General features: G+C 68.2%; 17 protein-coding genes and 1 pseudogene. 11 read left to right on the top strand and 7 right to left on the bottom strand.

The features are described from left to right. Nucleotides 1–85 precede the first annotated feature (85 nt). The gene (locus FRZ32_RS10685; RefSeq protein ID WP_147043488.1) at nt 86–1,624 is read right to left on the bottom strand and encodes a S10 family peptidase; all 1,539 of its coding nucleotides are present in this window, start codon (nt 1,622–1,624) and stop codon (nt 86–88) included. Nucleotides 1,625–1,862: 238 nt separating this feature from the next. Here FRZ32_RS10685 and FRZ32_RS10680 point away from each other — a divergent pair, with 238 nt between their 5' ends. From FRZ32_RS10680 to FRZ32_RS10665, 6 genes are all read left to right on the top strand, one after another. After that, nucleotides 1,863–2,375 (top strand): RNA polymerase sigma factor, encoded by a 513-nt coding sequence (locus FRZ32_RS10680; protein WP_147043487.1) that lies wholly within the window; start codon nt 1,863–1,865, stop codon nt 2,373–2,375. Next, a complete protein-coding gene (locus tag FRZ32_RS10675) occupies nt 2,372–2,983 on the top strand; it encodes a hypothetical protein (RefSeq protein WP_147043486.1) in 612 nt (203 codons plus the stop codon). The genes FRZ32_RS10680 and FRZ32_RS10675 overlap by 4 nt, the downstream gene beginning before the upstream one ends. Before the next feature lie 82 nt (nt 2,984–3,065). Continuing rightward, nucleotides 3,066–3,221, top strand: a complete 156-nt coding sequence (locus FRZ32_RS15285) for a hypothetical protein (RefSeq protein WP_158635901.1) — start codon at nt 3,066–3,068, stop codon at nt 3,219–3,221. Nucleotides 3,222–3,356: 135 nt separating this feature from the next. Further along, on the top strand, nt 3,357–3,485 hold the full coding sequence (locus FRZ32_RS15675; protein ID WP_279379226.1) for a hypothetical protein: 129 nt from the start codon (nt 3,357–3,359) through the stop codon (nt 3,483–3,485). Beyond that, nucleotides 3,485–4,348 carry a HEAT repeat domain-containing protein gene (locus tag FRZ32_RS10670; RefSeq protein ID WP_147043485.1) on the top strand — a complete coding sequence of 288 codons (864 nt, stop codon included), beginning with the start codon at nt 3,485–3,487 and terminating at the stop codon, nt 4,346–4,348. Before FRZ32_RS15675 ends, FRZ32_RS10670 begins: the two co-directional genes overlap by 1 nt. Then, nucleotides 4,348–5,274, top strand: a complete 927-nt coding sequence (locus FRZ32_RS10665) for a transposase (RefSeq protein ID WP_147043484.1) — start codon at nt 4,348–4,350, stop codon at nt 5,272–5,274. Before FRZ32_RS10670 ends, FRZ32_RS10665 begins: the two co-directional genes overlap by 1 nt. Here the strand turns inward: FRZ32_RS10665 and FRZ32_RS10660 are convergent. Continuing rightward, nucleotides 5,271–8,612, bottom strand: coding sequence for a trifunctional glycoside hydrolase family 18/polysaccharide deacetylase/glycosyltransferase family 2 protein (locus FRZ32_RS10660; RefSeq protein ID WP_147043483.1), 3,342 nt, complete (start codon nt 8,610–8,612; stop codon nt 5,271–5,273). The two genes, FRZ32_RS10665 and FRZ32_RS10660, sit on opposite strands and share 4 nt — an antisense overlap. 246 nt (nt 8,613–8,858) lie before the next feature. Between FRZ32_RS10660 and ffh the strand changes: the two genes are divergently transcribed. The 4 genes and pseudogenes from ffh (at nt 8,859) to FRZ32_RS10640 (ending at nt 12,036) form a co-directional block, all read left to right on the top strand. After that, nucleotides 8,859–10,376: a signal recognition particle protein gene (gene ffh / locus FRZ32_RS10655; RefSeq protein ID WP_147043482.1), complete on the top strand. Its 1,518-nt coding sequence runs from the start codon at nt 8,859–8,861 to the stop codon at nt 10,374–10,376. A gap of 27 nt (nt 10,377–10,403) precedes the next feature. Next, nucleotides 10,404–10,889: pseudogene (gene rpsP, locus FRZ32_RS10650) on the top strand (30S ribosomal protein S16); the annotation flags it as partial. Nucleotides 10,890–11,065: 176 nt separating this feature from the next. Next, entirely contained in the window at nt 11,066–11,548 is a 483-nt protein-coding gene (rimM, locus tag FRZ32_RS10645; RefSeq protein ID WP_147043481.1) for a ribosome maturation factor RimM, read from the top strand. Nucleotides 11,549–11,643: 95 nt separating this feature from the next. Beyond that, nucleotides 11,644–12,036: a glycine zipper 2TM domain-containing protein gene (locus FRZ32_RS10640; RefSeq protein ID WP_147043480.1), complete on the top strand. Its 393-nt coding sequence runs from the start codon at nt 11,644–11,646 to the stop codon at nt 12,034–12,036. 15 nt (nt 12,037–12,051) lie between these two features. On the opposite strand, the gene FRZ32_RS10635 is transcribed toward FRZ32_RS10640, so the two are convergent. The 4 genes from FRZ32_RS10635 to FRZ32_RS10620 are packed head-to-tail and all read right to left on the bottom strand — an operon-like array spanning nt 12,052 to nt 18,119. Beyond that, complete coding sequence (locus FRZ32_RS10635; protein WP_147043479.1) at nt 12,052–12,912, bottom strand: phosphodiesterase; 861 nt, start codon at nt 12,910–12,912, stop codon at nt 12,052–12,054. A 4-nt stretch (nt 12,913–12,916) separates the two neighbouring features. Beyond that, entirely contained in the window at nt 12,917–14,779 is a 1,863-nt protein-coding gene (locus FRZ32_RS10630; RefSeq protein ID WP_147043478.1) for a cytochrome c3 family protein, read from the bottom strand. Nucleotides 14,780–14,792: 13 nt separating this feature from the next. Next, nucleotides 14,793–15,668 carry a hypothetical protein gene (locus tag FRZ32_RS10625; protein ID WP_147043477.1) on the bottom strand — a complete coding sequence of 292 codons (876 nt, stop codon included), beginning with the start codon at nt 15,666–15,668 and terminating at the stop codon, nt 14,793–14,795. Between the two features lie 3 nt (nt 15,669–15,671). Continuing rightward, nucleotides 15,672–18,119: a cyclic nucleotide-binding domain-containing protein gene (locus FRZ32_RS10620; RefSeq protein WP_147043476.1), complete on the bottom strand. Its 2,448-nt coding sequence runs from the start codon at nt 18,117–18,119 to the stop codon at nt 15,672–15,674. Nucleotides 18,120–18,270: 151 nt separating this feature from the next. Here FRZ32_RS10620 and FRZ32_RS10615 point away from each other — a divergent pair, with 151 nt between their 5' ends. Next, nucleotides 18,271–19,230, top strand: a complete 960-nt coding sequence (locus FRZ32_RS10615; protein WP_147043475.1) for a tetratricopeptide repeat protein — start codon at nt 18,271–18,273, stop codon at nt 19,228–19,230. Nucleotides 19,231–19,331: 101 nt separating this feature from the next. Here FRZ32_RS10615 and FRZ32_RS10610 read toward each other — a convergent pair whose 3' ends face one another. Further along, nucleotides 19,332–19,997 (bottom strand): OmpA family protein, encoded by a 666-nt coding sequence (locus tag FRZ32_RS10610; RefSeq protein WP_147043474.1) that lies wholly within the window; start codon nt 19,995–19,997, stop codon nt 19,332–19,334. Nucleotides 19,998–20,142 lie beyond the last annotated feature (145 nt).

Genomic DNA, 20,142 nt, shown 5'->3' with positions numbered 1-20,142 from the left:
TCCGTTCAACAGATAGACCGCGCCGCGCGCGATTTCCAGACGCCCCGCCGCACCGATGCGCGGCGGCCGCGTCCGCGATCTCCCGTCAGCCCTGGAAAAAGGCGCGGGCGTCGCGCTTGAACGCGGCGCCGCTGTCCGGCCGGCTGTAGAACATGTGCCCGCCCGGATAGACCGAAAGGCGCACGCGGTTCTCCTGTCCGAAGGAGGGCATCTGATCGACGATCAGCCGGGATCCGAAATAGGGGCAGGACAGATCGTTATAGCCGTGCGCGATCATCACCCCCATGCGCGGATCGTTGGCGATCGCCTGGCGCAGGTCGCTAACCGGCGAATCGTCCGGCGTGCCGCGCTGCCACGCTTCGTTCACCGCATAGGACAGGGTGTTGTAGCGCTGGTCGGTATCCCAGCCGACGACGCGGGTGACGAAATCGACCATCGCGCTGGTCGTCGGCGCGATCAGCGCGTTGAGGATCGGATCGCCGCTGCGCCGGCGGGCCGAGCCGGGAAATGGATCGAAGGCGGTGACATTGCTGTCATAGACGCTTCCGATCTGCCGCTGATCGCGATGGATTTCGCGAAGGAACGTGTTTTCGTCCACCCGCCCGTCGAGGCGATCGACGAGATCATGGGGCAGGCCGGTCAGTTCGGTCACGCGATCGACGATGCGCTGGCGCGAGCCGGGATCCGAGCGGCCGGCGAGGAGATCGGTGACGAACTGGGTGCGCGTATAGTGCTCGATCGGCGCCATCGTCTCCGCCGACAGCCGCCCTTCCCGCTCGAGCCGGGCCGCGGCCATCGACGGAAGATTGATCATCCACGGCAAGGGCGAGAGGGCGGTGCCGTCGCCGACCGCGGCCGGATCGAGATAGGGCGAGACCATGAAGATGCCGTTCACTCCGACGCCGAGCTGGGTCTGGAGCTCAAGCGCGATGCGCGGCGCGCGATAGCCGCCATAGCTTTCGCCGATCACATATTTGCGCGAGCGCATGCGGTGATTGCGCTCCAGCCAGTCATAGACGATGCGCGAGAGGTAGCGAACGTCGGGCTCCGGCGAGAAGAAATCGCGCTTGGTGGCGTTCTCGTCCTCAAGGCTGCGCGAGAAGCCGGTACCGACCGGATCGATGAACACGAGGTCGGTCATGTCGAGCCAGCTGTCCGGGTTGTCGACCGTCACCGCCGCATCGGACGGGGCGTCGCCGTTCGTGCCGAACTGGATCCGCTTCGGCCCGATCGCGCCGAAGTTGAGGAAGACCGACGCGGCGCCGGGGCCGCCGTTGAAGGCGAAGGTCACCGGGCGATCCGGCGCGCCGCCGGGAACGACATAGGAGGTGAAGACCACCTCGGCGATCTTCTTGCCGCGGGCGTCGAGGACCGGGATGGTGCCGACCGTCACGTCATAATTGACGACCTGGCCGCCGATCCGCGCGCTCTGGCGGACAGTGCGATCGGCGGGAAGCGGCGGAAGATCGATGTCGGACGCCTTGTTGCGATCCTCCGCGCGCGAGCTGCCGCTCCCGCTCCCGCCCGCGCCCCCGCCCCCGCCATCCTGCGCGAGCGCGGCGACCGAGGAGGCGCCGGAAACGACGAGCGCGGCGAGAATCGGGGCAAGCAGGCCTGGACGCATGGGTGATCCTTCGTGAAGGCGTAAGGTGGCGCCGATTGCTAGTCCCCCGATCTCTTCCTCGCCAGAGAAAAATCATGCGGCAACCGGCCGGGCAGTAACGATTTTTCAATCCGGCGGCGTTTCTTCGCACTGTCCTGTTCAGGAACAGCGTGGGGGGCGCGCGACAACTTGGTCTCTGCTATGTTGCGCCGAAATAATGCAGCAATAAGGGACGCTGCTTGACCTCGCGCGAACGACAATGACGCAGCACGAAGGCGGCGCGCTGCCGCCGTTCGAGCAGATCGTCGCCGATCACGGCGCGCTGATCTCGCGCATCGCGATGTCGTACGAGGCCGATCCGGCGCTTCGCGAAGACCTGACCCAGCAGATCTTCCTCGCCATCTGGCAGGCGCTGCCTTCCTTCCGTGCCGATTCGTCGCTGCGCACCTTCATCGCCCGGATCGCGCAGAACCGGTCGATCTCCTTCGTCGCACGGCAGGTGAGGCTGCCCCCGGTGGCCGAGCTGAACGAGGGGCTGGAGGCCGACGAGCCCGATCCGGAGCAGAAAGCGATGGAGGCGAGCGACAGACGCGTGCTGCTCGATGCGACTAGGAAGCTGCCGCTCCCGCAGCGGCAGGTCATCGTCCTCGTTCTCGAAGGCTTCGATTATGGCGAGATCGCCCAGATGCTCGACATCGCGCCCAACGCGCTGGCGCTTCGCCTGTCGCGCGCCAAGGCGGCGCTGAAGGCGATCATGGAGCAGGCCCGATGACTGATTTCGATCTCGATCGGCTCGGCGAGCTGTGGCGCCAGGATCCCGATCCGGAGGAAATCGAGCGGATGCGCCAAACCGCCTCCGCGCTCAGCCGCCGCGCGCGCCGGGCGCAGATCGCGGACACGTTGGGCGCGGTCGTTGCGTGCGCCGCCATGGTCGCGCTCGTCATCATCAATCACAATCCGAAGACGCTCCTGGTCGCGATCGGGGTGCTGCTGTTCCTGCTCTATGTCTTTGTTCGCAACCGCAAGCTTCGCGAGACGGAAATCGGGATGCTGACCGGCACGACCGAGGAGATGCTCGACCAGTCGATCGAGCGCGCCGAGGCAACGCGCAAGCGCGCGCGATTCAACCTGATCGCCGGGCCGACGATGGTCCCGATCCTTGCGCTGCTCGTGACGATCCGCGGCCCGGCCCGCGGCATCCTCGCCGCGAAATTCCATCTTCCGCCCTGGAGCAGCTGGATTGTGATCGGCGTGTGCGGCGTCGTCCTGACGATCATGATGGTGGATTATGCGCGCAGCCACGCGCGCAGCGGCGACGAACTGAGACGACTCCTGCGTCTCCGCGAGGCTTATCGAAGCGAGCGAGACGAGGCCGAATAGACGACGTTCCCCGGCCCGTTAGCAAAGTATCAATTTTTCGATGCGAAGAGCCGTACCCATAAGAAAAGATGGGGAAGGCAACATGAAGAAAGACAATGGGAACGTGCGCATCGACTTCGAAAATCTGCCGGAGATCGCGACGAGCGTAGCGCTGTCGACGAGCCACAAGCGGCAGGAAGTCGGTGGCGTCGTGTGTCTCGGCGTTGCCGCCACGGTCGCCGTTTACATGATGGCCTGAAGCGCCACCGGACAGGGTCGGGGAAACGGCATGACTTCTGAAGCGGGAGGCGGTTGGAATGGCGACGGCCCCCGCAACGAGCCAAAGCCGACCATGACCGCGAGCATCGGCCGACCGCCCAGGCGTCGTCGGCCGTTGCGAAACAGAGTTCGCGGGTTCGTCCAGCGCTACTACTTCTCGTCCATTCTCATCGTATCCCTCCTGACCGCCGCCGTGCTGTACCTGTGGCGCACCCTCGCCGCCGCCTATCTTAGGACCGGGTGATGGACAAAGGCCGCATTGCAGCGCTGGCGGACATCGGCGATCCCGATGCCCGCGCCCAGGCCACGCGCGAGCTGCTGGCCGATGACAGCTGGATCGGGCCGTTGATCGCGGACGCGGCGAAGACGCTTCGCCGCGACCCGCTGTTCATGGTGCCGATGCGGCCGGCGCGCAACGATCTGCGCGCGGGCCTTGTCGTGGTCGACCGGCCTTACCTGCGCCTCACGATCGATGTCGTTCACGCCGCGGCGCTCGCCGCGAAGAAGAACCGGCCACGGTCCGGCTCGATCGGCTTTTCCGGCGAGATCAACGTCATCCGCTTCGTCAAGGCGGGGGGCGCCGTCCTGTCCTTATGGGAAGCGCCGCCGATCGGCCTCGACTTTCGCGCCGCCGATGCAGGAACCTGCCGCGAGACGGGACGCCGGCCCGTCGCGGACGGCGAAAGTCTCGTCATCGACGGCCGCCGCGAAAGCTTCGTCATCGAAGCCGCGCGATCGAACCTGCTGCTCGTCAACGCGACGATCCGGACCGAAGCACCGGTGAGCGTCGAATATGATGCCGCGACGGGCGCCTATCTGGGCTGCAGCGCCGTCGAGGAGGGCGATTCGCGCCTGCAGATGGTGGCGACGCTCGCGCGACTGCTGGAGGCGGAAGCGGCCTTCCCGGCCATCGCCGCCCTGCTCGACCATCGAAGCTTCTTCGTGCGCTGGCACGCGATGCGCGAGCTCATCGCGATCGATGCCGAGGCGGCCCTTCCCTATCTCCGGCTCTTGTCGAGCAACGATCCGCATATGGACGTGCGCGAAGCGGCGCGCGCGACGCTGGACCTTTTGAGCGGGCCGGCCGCGGTGCGGGAGGCGGCCTGATGCCGCGCGTGATCGACCTTGAGGAGGCGGCGCCGATCGATTTCGGCGATTTCATCGCCGCGCTCGACGACTCACGCTTCGATCCGCGCGACGAGGAAAGCTTCGTCGCGGTGGCGCCGCTGCTGAAGCGCCTCGCCGCCAATCGCAGCTTCCTCGCCGATCTCGCCGTCGCGGAGCTCAAGGACCGCTGCGCGCGCCAGGACGAGGCCAATGGCTACACGCCGCAGGTGCTGATGCTGCACCGGGCGAGCGAGGCCTATTTCATCCGCGCCAATTTCTGGCCCGGACCGCGCGATCCGATCTTCAAGGCGAGCGGACCCGGCCCCTTCTTCTACCACGTCCCGCACGATCACAATTTCTCGTTCCTGACCGTCGGCTATTTCGGGCCGGGCTATTGGAGCGACTATTACGAATATGACCGGTCCGACGTGGTCGGCTATCCGGGCGAGAAGGTGGACCTGCGCTTCGTCGAGCGCGCGCGGCTCGAACAGGGCAAGGTGATGCTCTATCGCGCGCATCGCGATGTCCACCTGCAGCTGCCGGCGGACGAGATGTCGATTTCGATCAACATCATGGAGAGCGATCCGGCCCTCAATTTTGCGGACCAGTTCCGCTTCGACGTTGCGAAATGCGAGATTGCGGGGATGCTCAACGTGACCTCGACCGAGGCGCTGCTGGCGCTGGCCGCGAACTTTCCGGACGGAAATGCGCGCGACCTGGTCGAGGATTTCGCGGCCGGCCATCCGTGCGCCCGCATCCGCTTCACCGCGCTGCGCGAGCTTGCCGCCGCCGAGCCCGATATCGATGACGGGCTCGAAATCCTGGCGCGCGGCGAGCGATCGCCCGAACCTCTCATTGCCCGGCTCAGCGCCGCCGAGGCCGAGCGGCTTCGGGCGAACCGCGGCTGGCTGGAGCGCGCGCTCTAGGCGCGGATCGCGCCCGCGGTCATCCGGCCGGTGCGTTCGAGCTTGCCCCACCCGACCCAGCGTCCGCGAAGCGCCGCGCCGACCGCCTTCAGCACCACCCAGTACATGATCTGCCGATAGACGAAGCGCTGCGCGATCAGCAGCAAGGCGGGGAAGCGCCGCTCGCGCTCGTCCAGCCGGAACGCGGCCCAGCCGCAGGCAAGATCGACGAGGACGAACAGGGTCCAGAAGAAGGCGATCCAGCCGAGATCGGTCTGCGTCTGCGCCCAGCCGTGCTGCTCGATCCGGCCCCAGGTCATGAAGAGGCTGAACACCAAGGCGAGGTCGATCACCGGGGAGACGAGCGAGAAAGCGATCTGGAACAGCCAGGCCTGCGGCAGGCCGATGAGCGCGAGCCCGCGCGGCCGGCCCTCGCGAAGGATCGCGCGATGCTTCCACAGGCACTGGAGCGTTCCGAACGCCCAGCGGAAGCGTTGCCTGGCGAGGCCGCCGAGCGTCGCCGGGGATTCGGTCCAGGCGATCGCATCGACATCGTTGGCGATCCGCCAGCCCGCCCGCTGGACGGCGATGGTGAGATCCTGATCCTCCGCCAGCGTCTCCATCGGGAAGCCGCCGACCTGGTCGAGCGCGGCGCGGCGCCAGGCGCCGACCGCGCCGGGCACCACCATGATCGCGCCCAATCGCGCCAGCGCGCGCCGCTCCAGATTCTGCGCGGTCACATATTCGATCGCCTGCCAGCGGGTGACGAGGTTGACCCTGTTGCCCACCTTGGCGTTGCCGGCGACCGCGCCGATGCCCGGATCGGCGAACCAGCGCGCGAGCCGTGCGATCGTCTCCGGCTCGAACTGGGTGTCGGCATCGAGCGCGACGACGATCGCGCCGGTCGCGAGCGCGAGGCCGCGATTGAGCGCATTGGCCTTGCCGCCATTCGCCAGCGTCAGCAGGCGCACCCGCGGATCGCCGGCAAAGGCGCGCGCGACGATCGCGCTCGTCTCGTCCTTCGATCCGTCGTCGATAACGATCACCTCGATATCGGCGCCGGTGCTTGCCAGCACGCGGCGGACCGACGCCTCGATCACGCGCGCCTCGTTATAGGCCGGGATCAGGACCGAGATCCGCTGGTCGACGGGCGCCGCCGGCGGCGACTCCTTCGGCGCGCGCACGGCGAGCAGTGCGAGTGCGACCGCCCGCATGAGGCCGAGGCCGATGGCAAGCGTGAACAGGAAGCTGAGGAAGGCGGCGAGCCCGGCCAGCGCCATGAAGATGGCGACGTCCGCGCGCACTTCGAGCAGGTCCCTGCCCTGCACCACCGGCATCACTTCGTCGGCGGTCAGCCCGGCGAGCGCCGAGACCGGCACGAAGCGATAGCCGCGCGCGCGCAGCGCATCGATGATCCTCGGCAGCGCCTGGATCGTCTGCGAGCGATCGCCGCCGCCGTCGTGGAGGAGGATGATCTGGCCGGACCGCGCGGCATTGCCGGCCTCGACCTCGCGGATCGCCCGATCGACGATCGCGTCGACGCCCGGCCGCTTCCAGTCGTCCGGATCGACGTGCAGGCCGACATTGATATAGCCGCGCCGCTGCGCCTCCAGCGCCGGGCCGAGCTCGTCCGCGGTCGTCGGCTCGGCGTCGCCGAAATAGGGCGCGCGGAACAGGCGCATGCCGCGCCCGGTATATGCTTCGACCAGCCGCTCGGTCGTGTTGAGCTCGATCCCCGCCATGCCCTGGGACAGCGTCGCGAAATTCGGGTGGGTGTAGCTGTGGCTGCCGATCTCGTCCCCCTGGGCGACGATCCGGTTCAGGATGCGCGGATGAGCGAGCGCGTTCTCGCCAACGACGAAGAAGGTCGCCGGGACATGCCGGGACTGAAGGATGTCGAGGATGCGCGGCGTCCAGTCTGGGTCCGGGCCGTCGTCGAAGGTCAGCGCGACCTCGCCCGGCCGGTAGCCGGTGCGCCGCACGACATAGGGAGTCGGCAGCGACCGGTAGCGTTCATCGCGGATCAGCCCGAGCCGATCGGGCGCGACGATCCGGTTGCCGACGGTGGGCGTCGCGTCGATCCGCAGAATCTCGCCATTGCCCTCGACATCGACATCGCCGGGCATGGTGATCCGCGAGAGATCGGGGACGGCGGCCCGGGTGAAGCCGCGAAGCGCGTTCCAGATGCTCGGATCCTCGCTCCCCAACCGCCACAGCGCGACGCCCGACACCCCTTCGAGATGGGCGGCGCGAAGCTGGTTCCAGCCGCTCGCCGCGTCGAGCAGCCAGACATGGTGGGCGACGCCGTTTTCCTCATAATCGAAATGGGCATTGCCGCTCGCCCTGTCGAAGCGGATCGGCGCGTCGCTGTCATGCGCGGCGAGCCACGCCTCCTCGACCGTCATCGCCTCGGCGGCCTGGCCGGGCGTCCAGTCATAGCCGTAATTGGCGACGGTCGCGATCGCCTTGTCCGCCCCCACGGCGCGCACCGATTGCTGGAGATGGGTGACGAACCAGGCCTGCGAGGCGATCGGGCCGGCATCGCCGCTCGCCCAATGTTCGTCATAGAGCATCAGGAACAGCTTGTCGGCGACCTGGGCGTAGGCGCGCAAATTCCAGTCGGCATCGCCGACCGGCGCCGCCATGGCGACGGTGAGATGCTGCGGCGCGAAGCGGGCATGGGCCTCGGCGATGAAGCGCAGATAGTCGCGCTGCGCGCTCACCGGCAGCTCCTCGAAATCGAAGACGACGCCCGCCCCGTGCCTGGCCGCGACCATCGCCTGGACGCCGTCGAGCAGGCGGGCGCGGGCGGCGGGATCGCGCAGCAGGGCGGCGAACCCCGCGCCGTCCCATTGCCCGTTGCGGGCATTCTGGACCATCGGCAGCACCGCGGGGCGCTGCGCCACATTGGCGATGACCGAATCGAAGCGCGGATCGGCGACGACGCGAAGCTGGTGCGCCGGGCCGGTGACGAAGCCGAAGGCCGGCACGACCCAGTCCATGTCCGAGACATGGGCGGCGAGCGAGGCGCGGCTGGCATCGTCCCAGGGGACGTAGAAGCCGGTGACGATCTGCCGCCCGTGCGCGCCATGCGCGGGCGCGGCCGGCACCCAGGTCGCGCCGAGCGCGCGCGCCGCGCGGCGGCCGAGATGGCGGCCCGCCCGACCCATGGAATCGGCCAGCGCATGAAGCTGCGCCTGCTCCATCCGGAGCGGCAGCGGCCCGGGAATGGGCACGTCGGCGATGGTGAAGGCGAACAGCGCCCCCGCGCCGAGCACGATCAGCACCAGCGCCGCGAGCGACGACCATGTCCACCGCCCACGGCGGCCGGTGGGATCCAGGAAAACCGGCTTGGTCAATTCGAACGTCCCCTCGATGGTGCGCTGTTTACCAAGCCGAGGGTGACGCCACGGTGGGCGGCGGGTGAATTTTCGGTAATGATGGCGCGGCGGCGCGATCTTGCCTTCTTCGCCGTCCGCCGCTATGTGCCCGCCATCCCGCAAGGGTGAGAGCTGAAGCGTCACGGACGCACGCTGGCCGGCGAGGTTTCGCCCGCCGGCGTTTTTCCGTTTGGCGCCAGGCCAGGGTCAAGGAGCGACGCCGATATGTTCGAAAGCCTGGGAGATCGCCTGTCCGGCGTGTTCGACCGGCTGCGCGGCCGCGGCGCGCTGACCGAGGCCGATGTCCGCGCTGCGATGCGCGAAGTGCGGATCGCCCTGCTCGAAGCCGATGTCGCCCTCCCCGTCGTGCGGACTTTCGTCGACAAGGCGACCGAAGAGGCGGTCGGCCAGCAGGTGCTGCGCTCGGTCACACCCGGACAGCAGGTCGTCAAGATCGTCCATGACGCGCTGGTCGAGATGCTCGGCAGCGAGGAAGAAGGGCTGAACCTCGCCGTCACGCCGCCGGCCGTGGTGATGATGGTCGGCCTCCAGGGCTCGGGCAAGACGACCAGCACCGCCAAGCTCGCCAAGCGGCTCACCGAAAAGGACCGCAAGAAGGTCCTGATGGCGTCGCTCGACGTCGCCCGTCCGGCCGCGCAGGAGCAGCTCGCCGTGCTCGGCCGCCAGGCGGATATCGCGACGCTGCCGATCGTTCCCGGCCAGCCGCCGGTCGAGATCGCCCGGCGCGCGCTCAACGCCGCGAAGCTGCAGGGCTTCGACGTGCTGATGCTCGACACGGCCGGCCGCCTCCACGTCGACCAGGCGTTGATGGACGAGATGAAGGCCGTGGCGCAAGCCACTGAGCCGCAAGAGGTTCTCCTGGTTGCCGATGCGATGACCGGGCAGGACGCGGTCAATGTCGCAAAGAGCTTCGCCGACCAGATCGATCTCAGCGGTGTCATCCTGACCAGGATGGATGGCGACGCCCGCGGCGGCGCGGCGCTGTCGATGCGCGCCGTCACCGGACGGCCGATCAAATATGCCGGCGTCGGCGAGGGGATCGACAAGCTCGAGGCCTTCCATCCCGAGCGGGTCGCGGGCCGGATCCTCGGCATGGGCGACGTCGTCAGCCTGGTCGAGCGCGCGCAGGAGACGATCAAGGCCGAGGAGGCCGAGGCGCTCGCCGCCAAGATGGCCAAGGGCCAGTTCGATCTGAACGACCTGCGCGCCCAGCTCCAGCAGATGCAGCGCATGGGCGGGCTTGGCGCGCTCGCCGGGATGCTTCCCGGCATGGGCAAGATCAAGAACCAGATCAACGAGAGCGGCGTGCTGGAGGGCAATGTGCTCGGCCGGCTCGACGCGATCATCACCTCGATGACGCCGAAGGAGCGGGCCAAGCCCGACATCCTCAACGCCAAGCGCAAGATCCGCGTCGCCAAGGGATCGGGAACGACGGTGCAGGAGGTCAATCGCCTGCTGAAGATGCACCAGGAAATGTCGACCGCGATGAAGCGGCTGCGGAAGATGGGCGGGCTCGGCAAGCTCGCCGCAATGTTCGGCGGCGGCGGCGGCGGCGGCATGGGTGGCCTCGGCGGCCTCGGCGGTCCTGGCGGCATGGGTGGCCCCGGCGGAATGGGCGGGCCTGGCGGCCTTGGCGGACCGGGACTTCCGCCGGGCGGCCTGCCTGGTCTTCCGGGCCGTGGCGGCGCACCGTTCAACTTACCGAACAAGTTCAAGAAATAGACGTATCACTCAGAAAGGAATGAACAAATGGCAGTAGCAATCCGGCTGGCTCGCGGCGGCGCGAAGAAGCGGCCTTATTACAAGATCGTCGTCGCCGACGCCCGCAACGCGCGCGACGGCAAGTTCATCGAGCGCGTCGGCAGCTACAATCCGCTGCTCGCCAAGGACAATCCGGAGCGCGTGAAGCTGGACGCGGATCGCATCCGCCACTGGCTCTCGGTCGGCGCGCAGCCGAGCGACCGCGTGCTCCGCTTCCTCGACGCCGCCGGCATCAAGGAGCGCGCCGCGCGCAGCAACCCCAAGAAGGGCGAGCCGGGCGAGAAGGCGAAGGAGCGCGCCGAGGAGCGGGCGAACAAGGCGGCCGAAGCCGCCGAGGCCGCAGCCGCGCCGCAGACCGAGGAGCAGCAGGAGGCGGAGACCGTCGCGGTCGTCGCCGAGCTGATCGACGAGGCATCGTCGGAGAGCGCGGAATCGCCGGTCGCCGAAGCGCTGGCCGAAGAGCGCCCGGACGCGCCGGCGGCTGAGGAAGCCCCGGCCGAAGCGGCGCCTGCCGCCGAGGAAGCCCCGGCCGTCGACGGCGAGGCAACGCCCGCCGATGCGGCGAGCGACGAAGGCGTTTCCGCCGAGGATCCGGCCGAGGGCGCCGCTGACGCCGCCCCGGCGGAAGATGCCGAGAAGGCCGAGTAAGCTTGGCTGACGAGGTCACCCTCGCCGCCGTCGCCGGTGCGCACGGCGTCGGCGGCGAGGTGCGCCTCAAGCTCTTCGGCGAAGGGCCGGAGAGCCTCAAGGTTCACAAGCAGCTTTTCGCCGACGGGCGGCCGCTGACGTTGAAGGCGGTCCGTCCCGGCAGCGCCGGCGCGATCGCGCGCTTCGCCGAGATCGCCGATCGCGGCGCCGCGGAAGCGCTGCGCGGCACCCTCCTCACCGTGCCCCGCGCCGCCTTGCCCCCGCTTCCGGAGGGCGAATATTATCATGCGGACCTGATCGGGCTCCCCTGCTTCGACGCGGCCGGCGCGCCGCTCGGCACGGTGACGGGAGTCGAGAATTTCGGCGCCGGCGACCTGCTCGAGATCGAGCGCCCCGAGGGCAAGCGCGCGCTCATTCCCTTCCGCCCCGGCATCGCCGACTGGATCGATGGCCGGATCGTCGCCGATCCCGGCTTTCTCGCCTGAGGCGCGCCGCAGCCGCCACCGTTCCTCCGTTGCGGCGCTGCAACCATTCCACGCCCCGCGCATTGACCGCCCACAACCACATGAAGGAGAGGGAGATGCGTGCAATTCACCTGGGCCTGCTGGCGGCGACGTGCCTCGCTGCGGGTTGCACGACCGACGGGATGGGCAGCCAATATGGCCGCTACGACTGGAACCGGCCCGATCCCGCTTATGGCGGCTATTATGCGGACCGCTATTATCGTGACGACGCCCGTTATCGCGAGCGGCGCCTGAGCCGGCGGGACCGCATCTATCGCGGCAGCGACGGACGCTATTATTGCCGGCGTTCGGACGGGACGACGGGCCTGATCGTCGGCGGCATCGCCGGCGGCGTGCTCGGCAACATCATCACCTCTGGCCATTCGGAGGTGCTCGGCACGATCGCCGGGGCCGCCGCGGGCGCCGCGATCGGATCGGCGATCGACCGGGGCGAGGTGCGCTGCCGTTAGTCCGGGGCGGCGGCGCTAATCGGCGCCGCCGTTGCGCTCCGCCTGGAGCAGCTGCACCAGCGGCTGCAATTCCGGCGTGTAGCGCGCCAGCACTTCATGATCGGCCGCGGCGTCGAAATGGCTGACGAGGTTGCGGCCGTCCCACAGATGCAGGGCGAAGCAGGGATCGTCGGCGACGATCAGCGCGCGCTCATCCGGTTGCGCGGGATCGACCGCCGCCAGATCGAGCGCCACCTGGGGCGCGGTCGACGGGCACACGATCAGCATCGCCCCTGCCCATGAGGTCACGATCGGCCGGTGGAGATGGCCGGCGATCAGCCCGACGACATTGTCGCGGCCGTCGACGACGTCGCGCAGCCGCTCCATCCATTCGGCGTCGGGATTCTCGTCGAGCCAGCTCAGCCCCGTCGCCACGGGCGGGTGATGGAGCGCGATCAGGGTCGGCCGCTCCGGCTGCTCGTCGAGCCGCGCGCGGAGCCAGGCCGCCCGCCGCTCGCAATAGCCGCCGCCGTGCCGCCCCTCGGCCAGCGTGTCGAGCACGAGGATGCGAAGCGAGTGATCCTCGATCGCATATTGGATGAATCCGTCCGGCGCCGGCGTGTCGGGAAAGGCATCCCGATAGGCGGCCCGATCGTCATGGTTGCCCATCGCGCCGTAGACCGGGAACGGCACCTCGGCGATCGCCTCGCGAAAGCGGCGGTAGGACTGGCGATCGTCGCCCTGATCGGCGATGTCGCCGGTCACGAGCAGGAGATCCGGGCGCGGCGTCATCGCGACGAGCACCGCCAGCGCCGCATCGAGGCGCTGGCGGTTGAACTCGTCCGGGGTCGTCGGATCGAACCCCAGATGGACGTCCGTGATCTGCGCGATGAGCATAAGCTCAGCGTGACGGCGCTGCTGCCGGCTGGACGCGGATCACGGTGGTTTCCCAACGGTGGCCGCGCACCTGCTGCCGCAGCAGCATGGCCGGCGTGCCTTCGTTGATGTGATAATCGTGGCACATCGCGCAGCCTGACGGCACCGGCGCATTGCTCCGCTCGCCGCCGTGGCAGGCGCGGCAGCTCTCCATGTTCGGGATCATGAGATCGCTCGAATCCGAGGACTGGTCCGCCCGGTGGCAGGAGAGGCACGCCTGGGTGCCCGTCAGCCGCGGCCCGCCCGGCCGCTGCACGACAAGGTGCGCCTTATGATCGAACCAGCCGTGCAGCATGTAGCGCTGCGTGAACATGACCGGGCGGATCGAATAATCGAGCGTGCCCGGCGCCGGCTGGACGACCTGGTGGCAATCGAAGCAGGCGCCGCCCTGGCTGAACACGCCGCGGATCGCCTGGTCGGACCGGGCGCCGAGACCCGCCTGGGCGCGGGCGAACTGGACCGCGGCGCGGATCTGCGTCACGTCGCCCGGGACGGCGCGGGGGCCGGCGTCGAGCTCGGCCGGCCGCTGCGGGCCGCCGGCGCGATACCAGGCGCGGATGTCCGCGATCACCTGCCGCGGGTCGCCATGGCGAAGCGTGCGGATCGTGCCGCCGATGCGATCGAAGGCAAGGCTGTGGCAGGCCGCGCAATCGCTCTGCATGTCGATCGGCTGGAACCGCACGCCGTCCGGCGTCGGCGTGTGGCAGTCCGAACATTCGAGCTGCTGGCCATAGCCGTTCGCGGCATGGAGCGTGCGCGCCATCTGGGCGACGCCGCCGGTCGGCTGGAGGTGCAGCGCGTGCGGGAATTTGAGGTTGCTCTGCTCGCGTGGGTTAGAGTCGAGCGAGGCGCGCTGGACCTGCGGCTGATCGCCGTTCCAGTTGACGAGGACCGCCGGCTGGAACTGCGGATGGGTCTGCCCGAAATCGGTGACGTTGCCGAGCCTTGTGTCCGGCAGCCGCGAGCGCAGGTCGGCATGGCAATCGGCGCAGAATTGCTGCGGCGTCGGCGCCATTTCCTGGGCGCCGAGATGCTCCATATGGCAATCGACGCAGCGCCCCGGATCCTGGCCGAACGTTTCGGCGACGGCGAGGCGAAGGCGCGCGAACCCGCTCACCTCCGGCCGCGCGCGGAGCATCCGCGCCTGATCGGCATGGTCGTGAACATTGGTGTGGCAGGCGCGGCAGGAGCTGTCGCGCACCGACACGAAGGCCTGTTCGTGGCAGGCGGTGCAATTATGCTCGAGCGCCTGGTGCCCACGCGAAAGAGCGCCAGGGCTCCACGTCTGATCGGCGTGGAAGCTGTTGCTGTAGGCGGTCTGGGCGCCGCGCGGCTGCGTGGTGAAGGACCAGATCGGCCAGACGAGGAAGAGGCCCAGCACCGCAAGCACCGAGACCCAGGCGATCGGCCGCTTGCCCGGCATGACCGAGGCGAGCGCGAAGCGGCGGGGATCGAACCGGTCCTCTTCCTCCTCCGTGTCCGCGCGCTCGACGTCGATCGCGATATCGTCGGACCCCATTTCGAGCGGCGAGACGCGCAGCCGGAACGGGCCGATGCGGATCGTGCCGCCGGCGGCGAGATCGATCTGGCCGCCCTGCGTCGGGGAGCCGTCGATGTCGATCGTCGTCCCGGATTCCGCGGAGACGCCGAGGGTCTGCGCCGACACCTGCTCGAGCGTCGCATGGTGGAGCGCGACGGCAAGGTCGTTCAACCGGATGTCGCTGTCCGGATCGCGTCCGATCTTCAACAGATCGTCGCGGATTCGCGACGAGCGGACGATCTGCCGACCGTCAGCGGAATAGCTGATGTTCCTGAGGACGAACGCCATCCCTGGTACCCCCCTACCAGTAGAAGAAGACGCTGATGATATGCGCGATCAGGGCAGCGATGCACGCGAATGTCATCGGCACGTGAACGTAAAGCCAGATTTCGAGAAGCGCGCGGCGCTGCACATAGCCGCGGACCCGCTGGAGCGCGGCCGCCTTGCGCTCGAGCAGCTGGACGATCTGCTCGATCGCCGCGGCTTCCTTGCCCGAACTTTCGGCGAGCCGGCCGCGCATCACGCGCAGCGCCTCGCGATTGCCGCAGCGCGGATAACGCCCGGACAAGCGCCGCATCAGGCCGCCGCCGAACGGATCCTCGCCGAGCGAGCCGAGCACCACTTCGCTGTCGGCATCGGACAATGGCTGGGCGGCGATCTGGATCTGCTTGTCGAGCTGTCCGATCGCATCGATCATCTGCGGCCCGGTCATCTCCGCGCGGCTGTCCGACAGGCCCTGCGGCAGCATCCCGTAGACGAAGATGCCGTAGACGCCGGAGAAGATGACCAGCATCATCAGCACATAAGCGAGCGTGTGGACGTTCCACCCGAACTGGAATCCGGTGTGCAACGTCGCGATCACGATCAGCGACAGGCCGAGATAGACATGGGCCGAGGTCCACGCCTTCAGCGACCAGCGGCCCCGGGTCATCGCCCGCTTGCGGATGCCGAGCATCGCCAGCCAGACGATCAGCAGCGCCGCGATCGTGCCGAGGATATACCCTTCCCAGCTGCCGCCGTTCGGGCGCGGCGTGATCTCCACCAACGCATAGACGACGATGAAGAAGAGGCACATGAGTGCCGCGATCTTGAACCAGCGGAAGCGCTTGTACTGGAGGAAGCTCTCATGCGCTGCCCCCTCGCCGAAATCGGTGCGGTCGACCCCCCTGCTCGCCACGTTCTAGCCCCCCTGTCCCATCCTCGCCACGGAGAGAAACTCTTCCGGCGACACGCGGATCGCGGCCCCTGTGGGGCAAGCCCGAACGCAGGCCGGCCCGCCCTCGATGCCGGAACACATGTCGCACTTGATCGCCTTCTTGGGCGCTTCGGCGCCCGATTTCGACTTGTTTTTCTTCGCCCACTTCTCGTCGGCCTCGCCCGGCCCCGGTCCCGAGCCGAAGAACAGCCATTTGAGCAGGCCCGGCTTCTTCGGCGGAACCTTGGCCAGCCGGATCACGCCATAGGGGCAGTTGCGCTGGCAATTGCCGCAGCCGATGCAGGTGTCGTTGATATAGACTTCGCCGTCCGGCCCGCGATTGAGCGCGTTGGGCGGGCAATCGGCCATGCAGTGCGGATGCTCGCAATGGCGGCATGAGGTCGGCACGTGAAGATGGGCATAGGTCCGCCCCGCCTCGCGATCGAGCCGGGACAGGCCCTCGTGGCTGTCGGCGCAGGCGCGCTCGCAATTGTCGCAGCCGATGCACAGTTTCTCGTCGATCAGCAGCACGTCGGTCGCCTCGCCGATGCCGTTCTCGACGAGGAAGCCGGCGACCTGCGAATACATGTCGACGACGCCGCCGAACCCGTCCTTGCGCGCCTCGATGAAGCTGGTCAGCTCCTGGCGCGAGGACATGTCCTGCTTGAACCGCGCGAGCAGCTCCGGCTTGCGATCGAGCAGGCGGCGGAAGGCGTCGCCATCGAGCCTGATGACCTCGGACTTGATCGCCGCGCGCACCGTCGCGGTGCGCCGGCCGCGATCGACCAGGGCCATTTCCCCGACATAGGAGCCGGCGGGCAGATAGGAGAGGAAGACCGGCTTCCCGCCGATCGATTTCTCCACGACCATCGAGCCGAGGCGGATGACGAAGATGTCATAGCCTTCCTCGCCCTCGTTGATGATCGTCTCGCCGGCGCGCACGTTTCTGATCTCGGCGGTGTCGAGCACCTCCTTGAGATCGTCGGGCGAGACCGATCCGAACATCTGCAGCAGCTGGCGTTCGGTCGCGATGCGGGTGATCTCGCGCTTGGCGGCATCGTTGGTCGCGATCAGCTTCAGCGCGGCGCTGCGCGGAATCTCGATGACGATGGCGCCCTCGCCGGTCCGCACCGTGGCGCCGCGCTTGCGGCCCGAAATGAGGCCGACCTCGCCGACGATCGAGCCGCGCTCGATCGACACCGTCCTGTCGGGATTGGCGGGATCGATTTCGACCAGCAGCGAGCCGTCGGCGATCGCGAACAAGGAGGCGCCCGGCTCGTTGCGGCGGAAGACGACCTCGCCGGCCCGATAGGCGCGCGGCTCGGAATCGAGCATGAACTCGCGCATCTGGAGCATCGACAGGTCGTTGAGGATGCTGACGCGGCGGCGCAGGAAGGCGAGCCATTCGGTGACGCTTCGCGCGCCCGGCAGCCCTTCGAACTTCTTTTCGAGCAACGGCTCGTCGGCCGGCTTGAGGTCGGTATTGCCGTTGATGAACTCGACGGCATCATAGCCCTGGTTCATGCAATGCTTGATCAGCGGATAGCCGGCGAGCGCGCCGATCACGTAGATGCCGGGGACGCTGCTCTCGAACTGCGGCGACAGGGCCGGGAAAGCGTCGGCGCTGTCGCTGGTGAACTGGATGCCGCATTCCTCGACGAACTTGCGCGGCGGCGCCGTGCCCATGCGCGCGATGATGCGATCGCACTTGATCTTCTGCTCGCCGTCGCGCGTGTCGAGATAGAGATAGCCGGGAACGACGCGCGCCGGCGTCGTCTCGCACATCACGTTGACCCGGCCGGTGCGCCCCGCCTCGGTGATGAGATCGATATTGCCCTGCTTCGCGCGCGCGAATTCCGGTGATCGATTGAGGATGGTGACGACATTGCCCTGCTCGGGATCGGCGGCGAGGCCGATCGCATTCTCGATGCCGGCGTCGCCCGATCCGATCACGGTGATATGCTCGTCCACATATTCGCCGGGATCGTCGAGCGTATACTGGATGTGCGGCAGATCGCCGCCCTCGCACCTGAGCTTGTTCGGATTGCCCTGCGTGCCGATGCCGAGGATCACATATTCGGCCTTGATCTCCTCGCCGTTGGTGAGGGTGAGCGTGAAATCGCCCTTGCTGCCGGTGATCTTCTTCACCTCCGCATTCATGCGGACGTTGACCTGCCGTTCGGCCACCTGGCGATCCCACACCTCGAGGATGGCCTCGCGCTTGCCCGCCTCGAAATCCATGTCGGAGCGAAGCACGAGCTGGCTCGGCGTCGCCATGACGTGCTTGCCCTTCTGATATTTGTAGATCGTATCGGAAAGGTGGTCGGTCTTTTCGAGCAGGATGTGGCTGAGCCCGAGCTGCGCGGCGCGGCCGGCCGCCGACATGCCCGCCGGACCCGATCCAACCACCGCGATCTTGAACGCCGACGCCACTTTAGGTCCCACTCCCCCACAGAGCGGCAAGGCCCATCCCGTCCCAGCAGCGGGACAAGCGGCAGGCACACGCCATAGGCGTTCAGTCTAGCAGCTTCTTTGGGCGACGCCAGACTTGACGTCCGCTTTTTTGCCGTAATGATCCGCGGTCATGGCCGATCCAAAGCCCGCTTCCGCGCCGCGTTTCGCGCCGGCAACCCTGGTCCTGATCGCGGCGGCCCTGATCGCGGCAGTGGCGGTGATCGTCTCGATCGCGCACGCCAACGGCGCGGACAGGACGCCGACGACCAACGCCATGGCGGCGGACGCCGGTCAGGCCGATGCTCCGGGCGACGACGTTCACAATTTCGTCGGCCAGCTTCGCGAGCGGGTGCGCCGCAATCCCGAGGACGATGACGGCTGGTACCAGCTCGGCCTCGCCTATCGCCAGATCGGGCAATATGAGGAGGCGGAGCAGGCCTTCCGCCGCGCGATGCAGCTTCGCCCGAACAATGCCGACTATGTCGCCTTTCTAGGCGAGACCGTGCTGCTGCGCGGTGGCGCGACGCCGCCGCCGGAGGCCGAGCAGCTGTTCCGCCGGGCGCTCCAGGCGCAGCCGGGCCACCCGCAGGCGCGCTATTATCTCGCCACGCTGCGCGATTTCCGCGGCGACCATCGCGGCGCGCTCGACGACCTCATCGCCCTCCTGCGCGACGCGCCCGACGGGGCCGCCTGGTACAGCCAGGTGCGCGACGCGGCGACGAGCATCGCCGAGCGCAACCATATCGACATCGCCGATCGCCTGCCCCCGCCGCGCGAGAGCCCCGGTTCGGTCGCGACCGCCGCCATTCCGGGGCCGACCCAGGAGCAGATGCAGCAGGCGACCTCGATCCCGCCGAGCCAGCAGGATCAGATGGTGCGCGGCATGGTCGATCGGCTCGCCGAGCGCCTCCGGCAGAATCCGCGCGACGCGGACGGGTGGATCCGCCTGATGCGCTCGCGAATGGTGCTGAACGATGCGCCGGCGGCGCGGCAGGCCTTCACCTCCGGCATGACCGCCTTCAACGGCGATGCCGCCACCCAGCAACGCCTGCGCGACGCCGCCCGGCAGCTTGGCGTTCCGACCAACTGATCCCGACCCTGCCGGTCGGAAGGGCAAGGCCGCGGGACCAAAAAAAGGCCGCTTCGCCAAGGGCGAAAGCGGCCTTTTTCCTATGCAAAGAGAAAAGCGCGTTACGAGATCCGCACCGCCTCGACCCGGCGGTTCGACGGATCGGACGCGCGATGACCGGGAAGCGGACGATCGAAGCCGAACCCGCGCACGTCGAGCCGGCTCGCCGGCACGCCCTGGCTGGTCAGGAAATCGGCCACCGCTTCGGCGCGGGCCCGGGACAGCGCCATGTTGCTCGCGCGGCTGCCGATCGAATCGGTATGCCCCTCGATCCGGAAGCGCATGCCCGAAAGCTGCGGCCGACGAAGCGCCTCGGCGAAGGCGCGCATCCGATCCTGCTGCGCCGGAGAGAGGACCGCCGAGCCGAGCGCGAACTCGACGCGAAGATCGACGCGGCCGCCGGGGCGCGCCGCCTGCGGGCGATGGGCCACCTGGCGCTGATTGGCGCGCTGGCCGGACGCCTGGACCTGCGGACGCGATCCACCGCTCGGCGTCACCGCCATCGCATTGGGACGGGCGAGCGAGAAGCCGCGGGTCGCCGAAATGCGCGGGCGGCCGGACGGCGTCTGATCGGACTGATCCTCCGCCTGCGCCTGGTTCGCGCAATCGCCCGAAAACTGGCAGACATAATCGTCGGCGCTCTGCGGCGCCTGCGCCTGCTGCGCCAGCAGCGCGCCCGGAGCGGCAACGAGCCCCCCCGCGAGCAGCGCGAAAGCAAGTTTACGCATGGAAAGCCTCCTCTGAATCGAGTTCGTGTCGTTGGGCGCTTTTTCCGTGAAGCGAGATTACTACGCGATGAATTGAGTGCGGACAAGAAAAAGCCGGCCCGATCGACGGCCGCGCGCGCCGTTGTCGGGCCGAAGCGAGGCTGCT

The organism is Sphingosinicella ginsenosidimutans, assembly GCF_007995055.1.
Lineage (GTDB): Bacteria > Pseudomonadota > Alphaproteobacteria > Sphingomonadales > Sphingomonadaceae > Allosphingosinicella > Allosphingosinicella ginsenosidimutans.
This window is presented reverse-complemented; position numbering and strand designations above follow the sequence as displayed.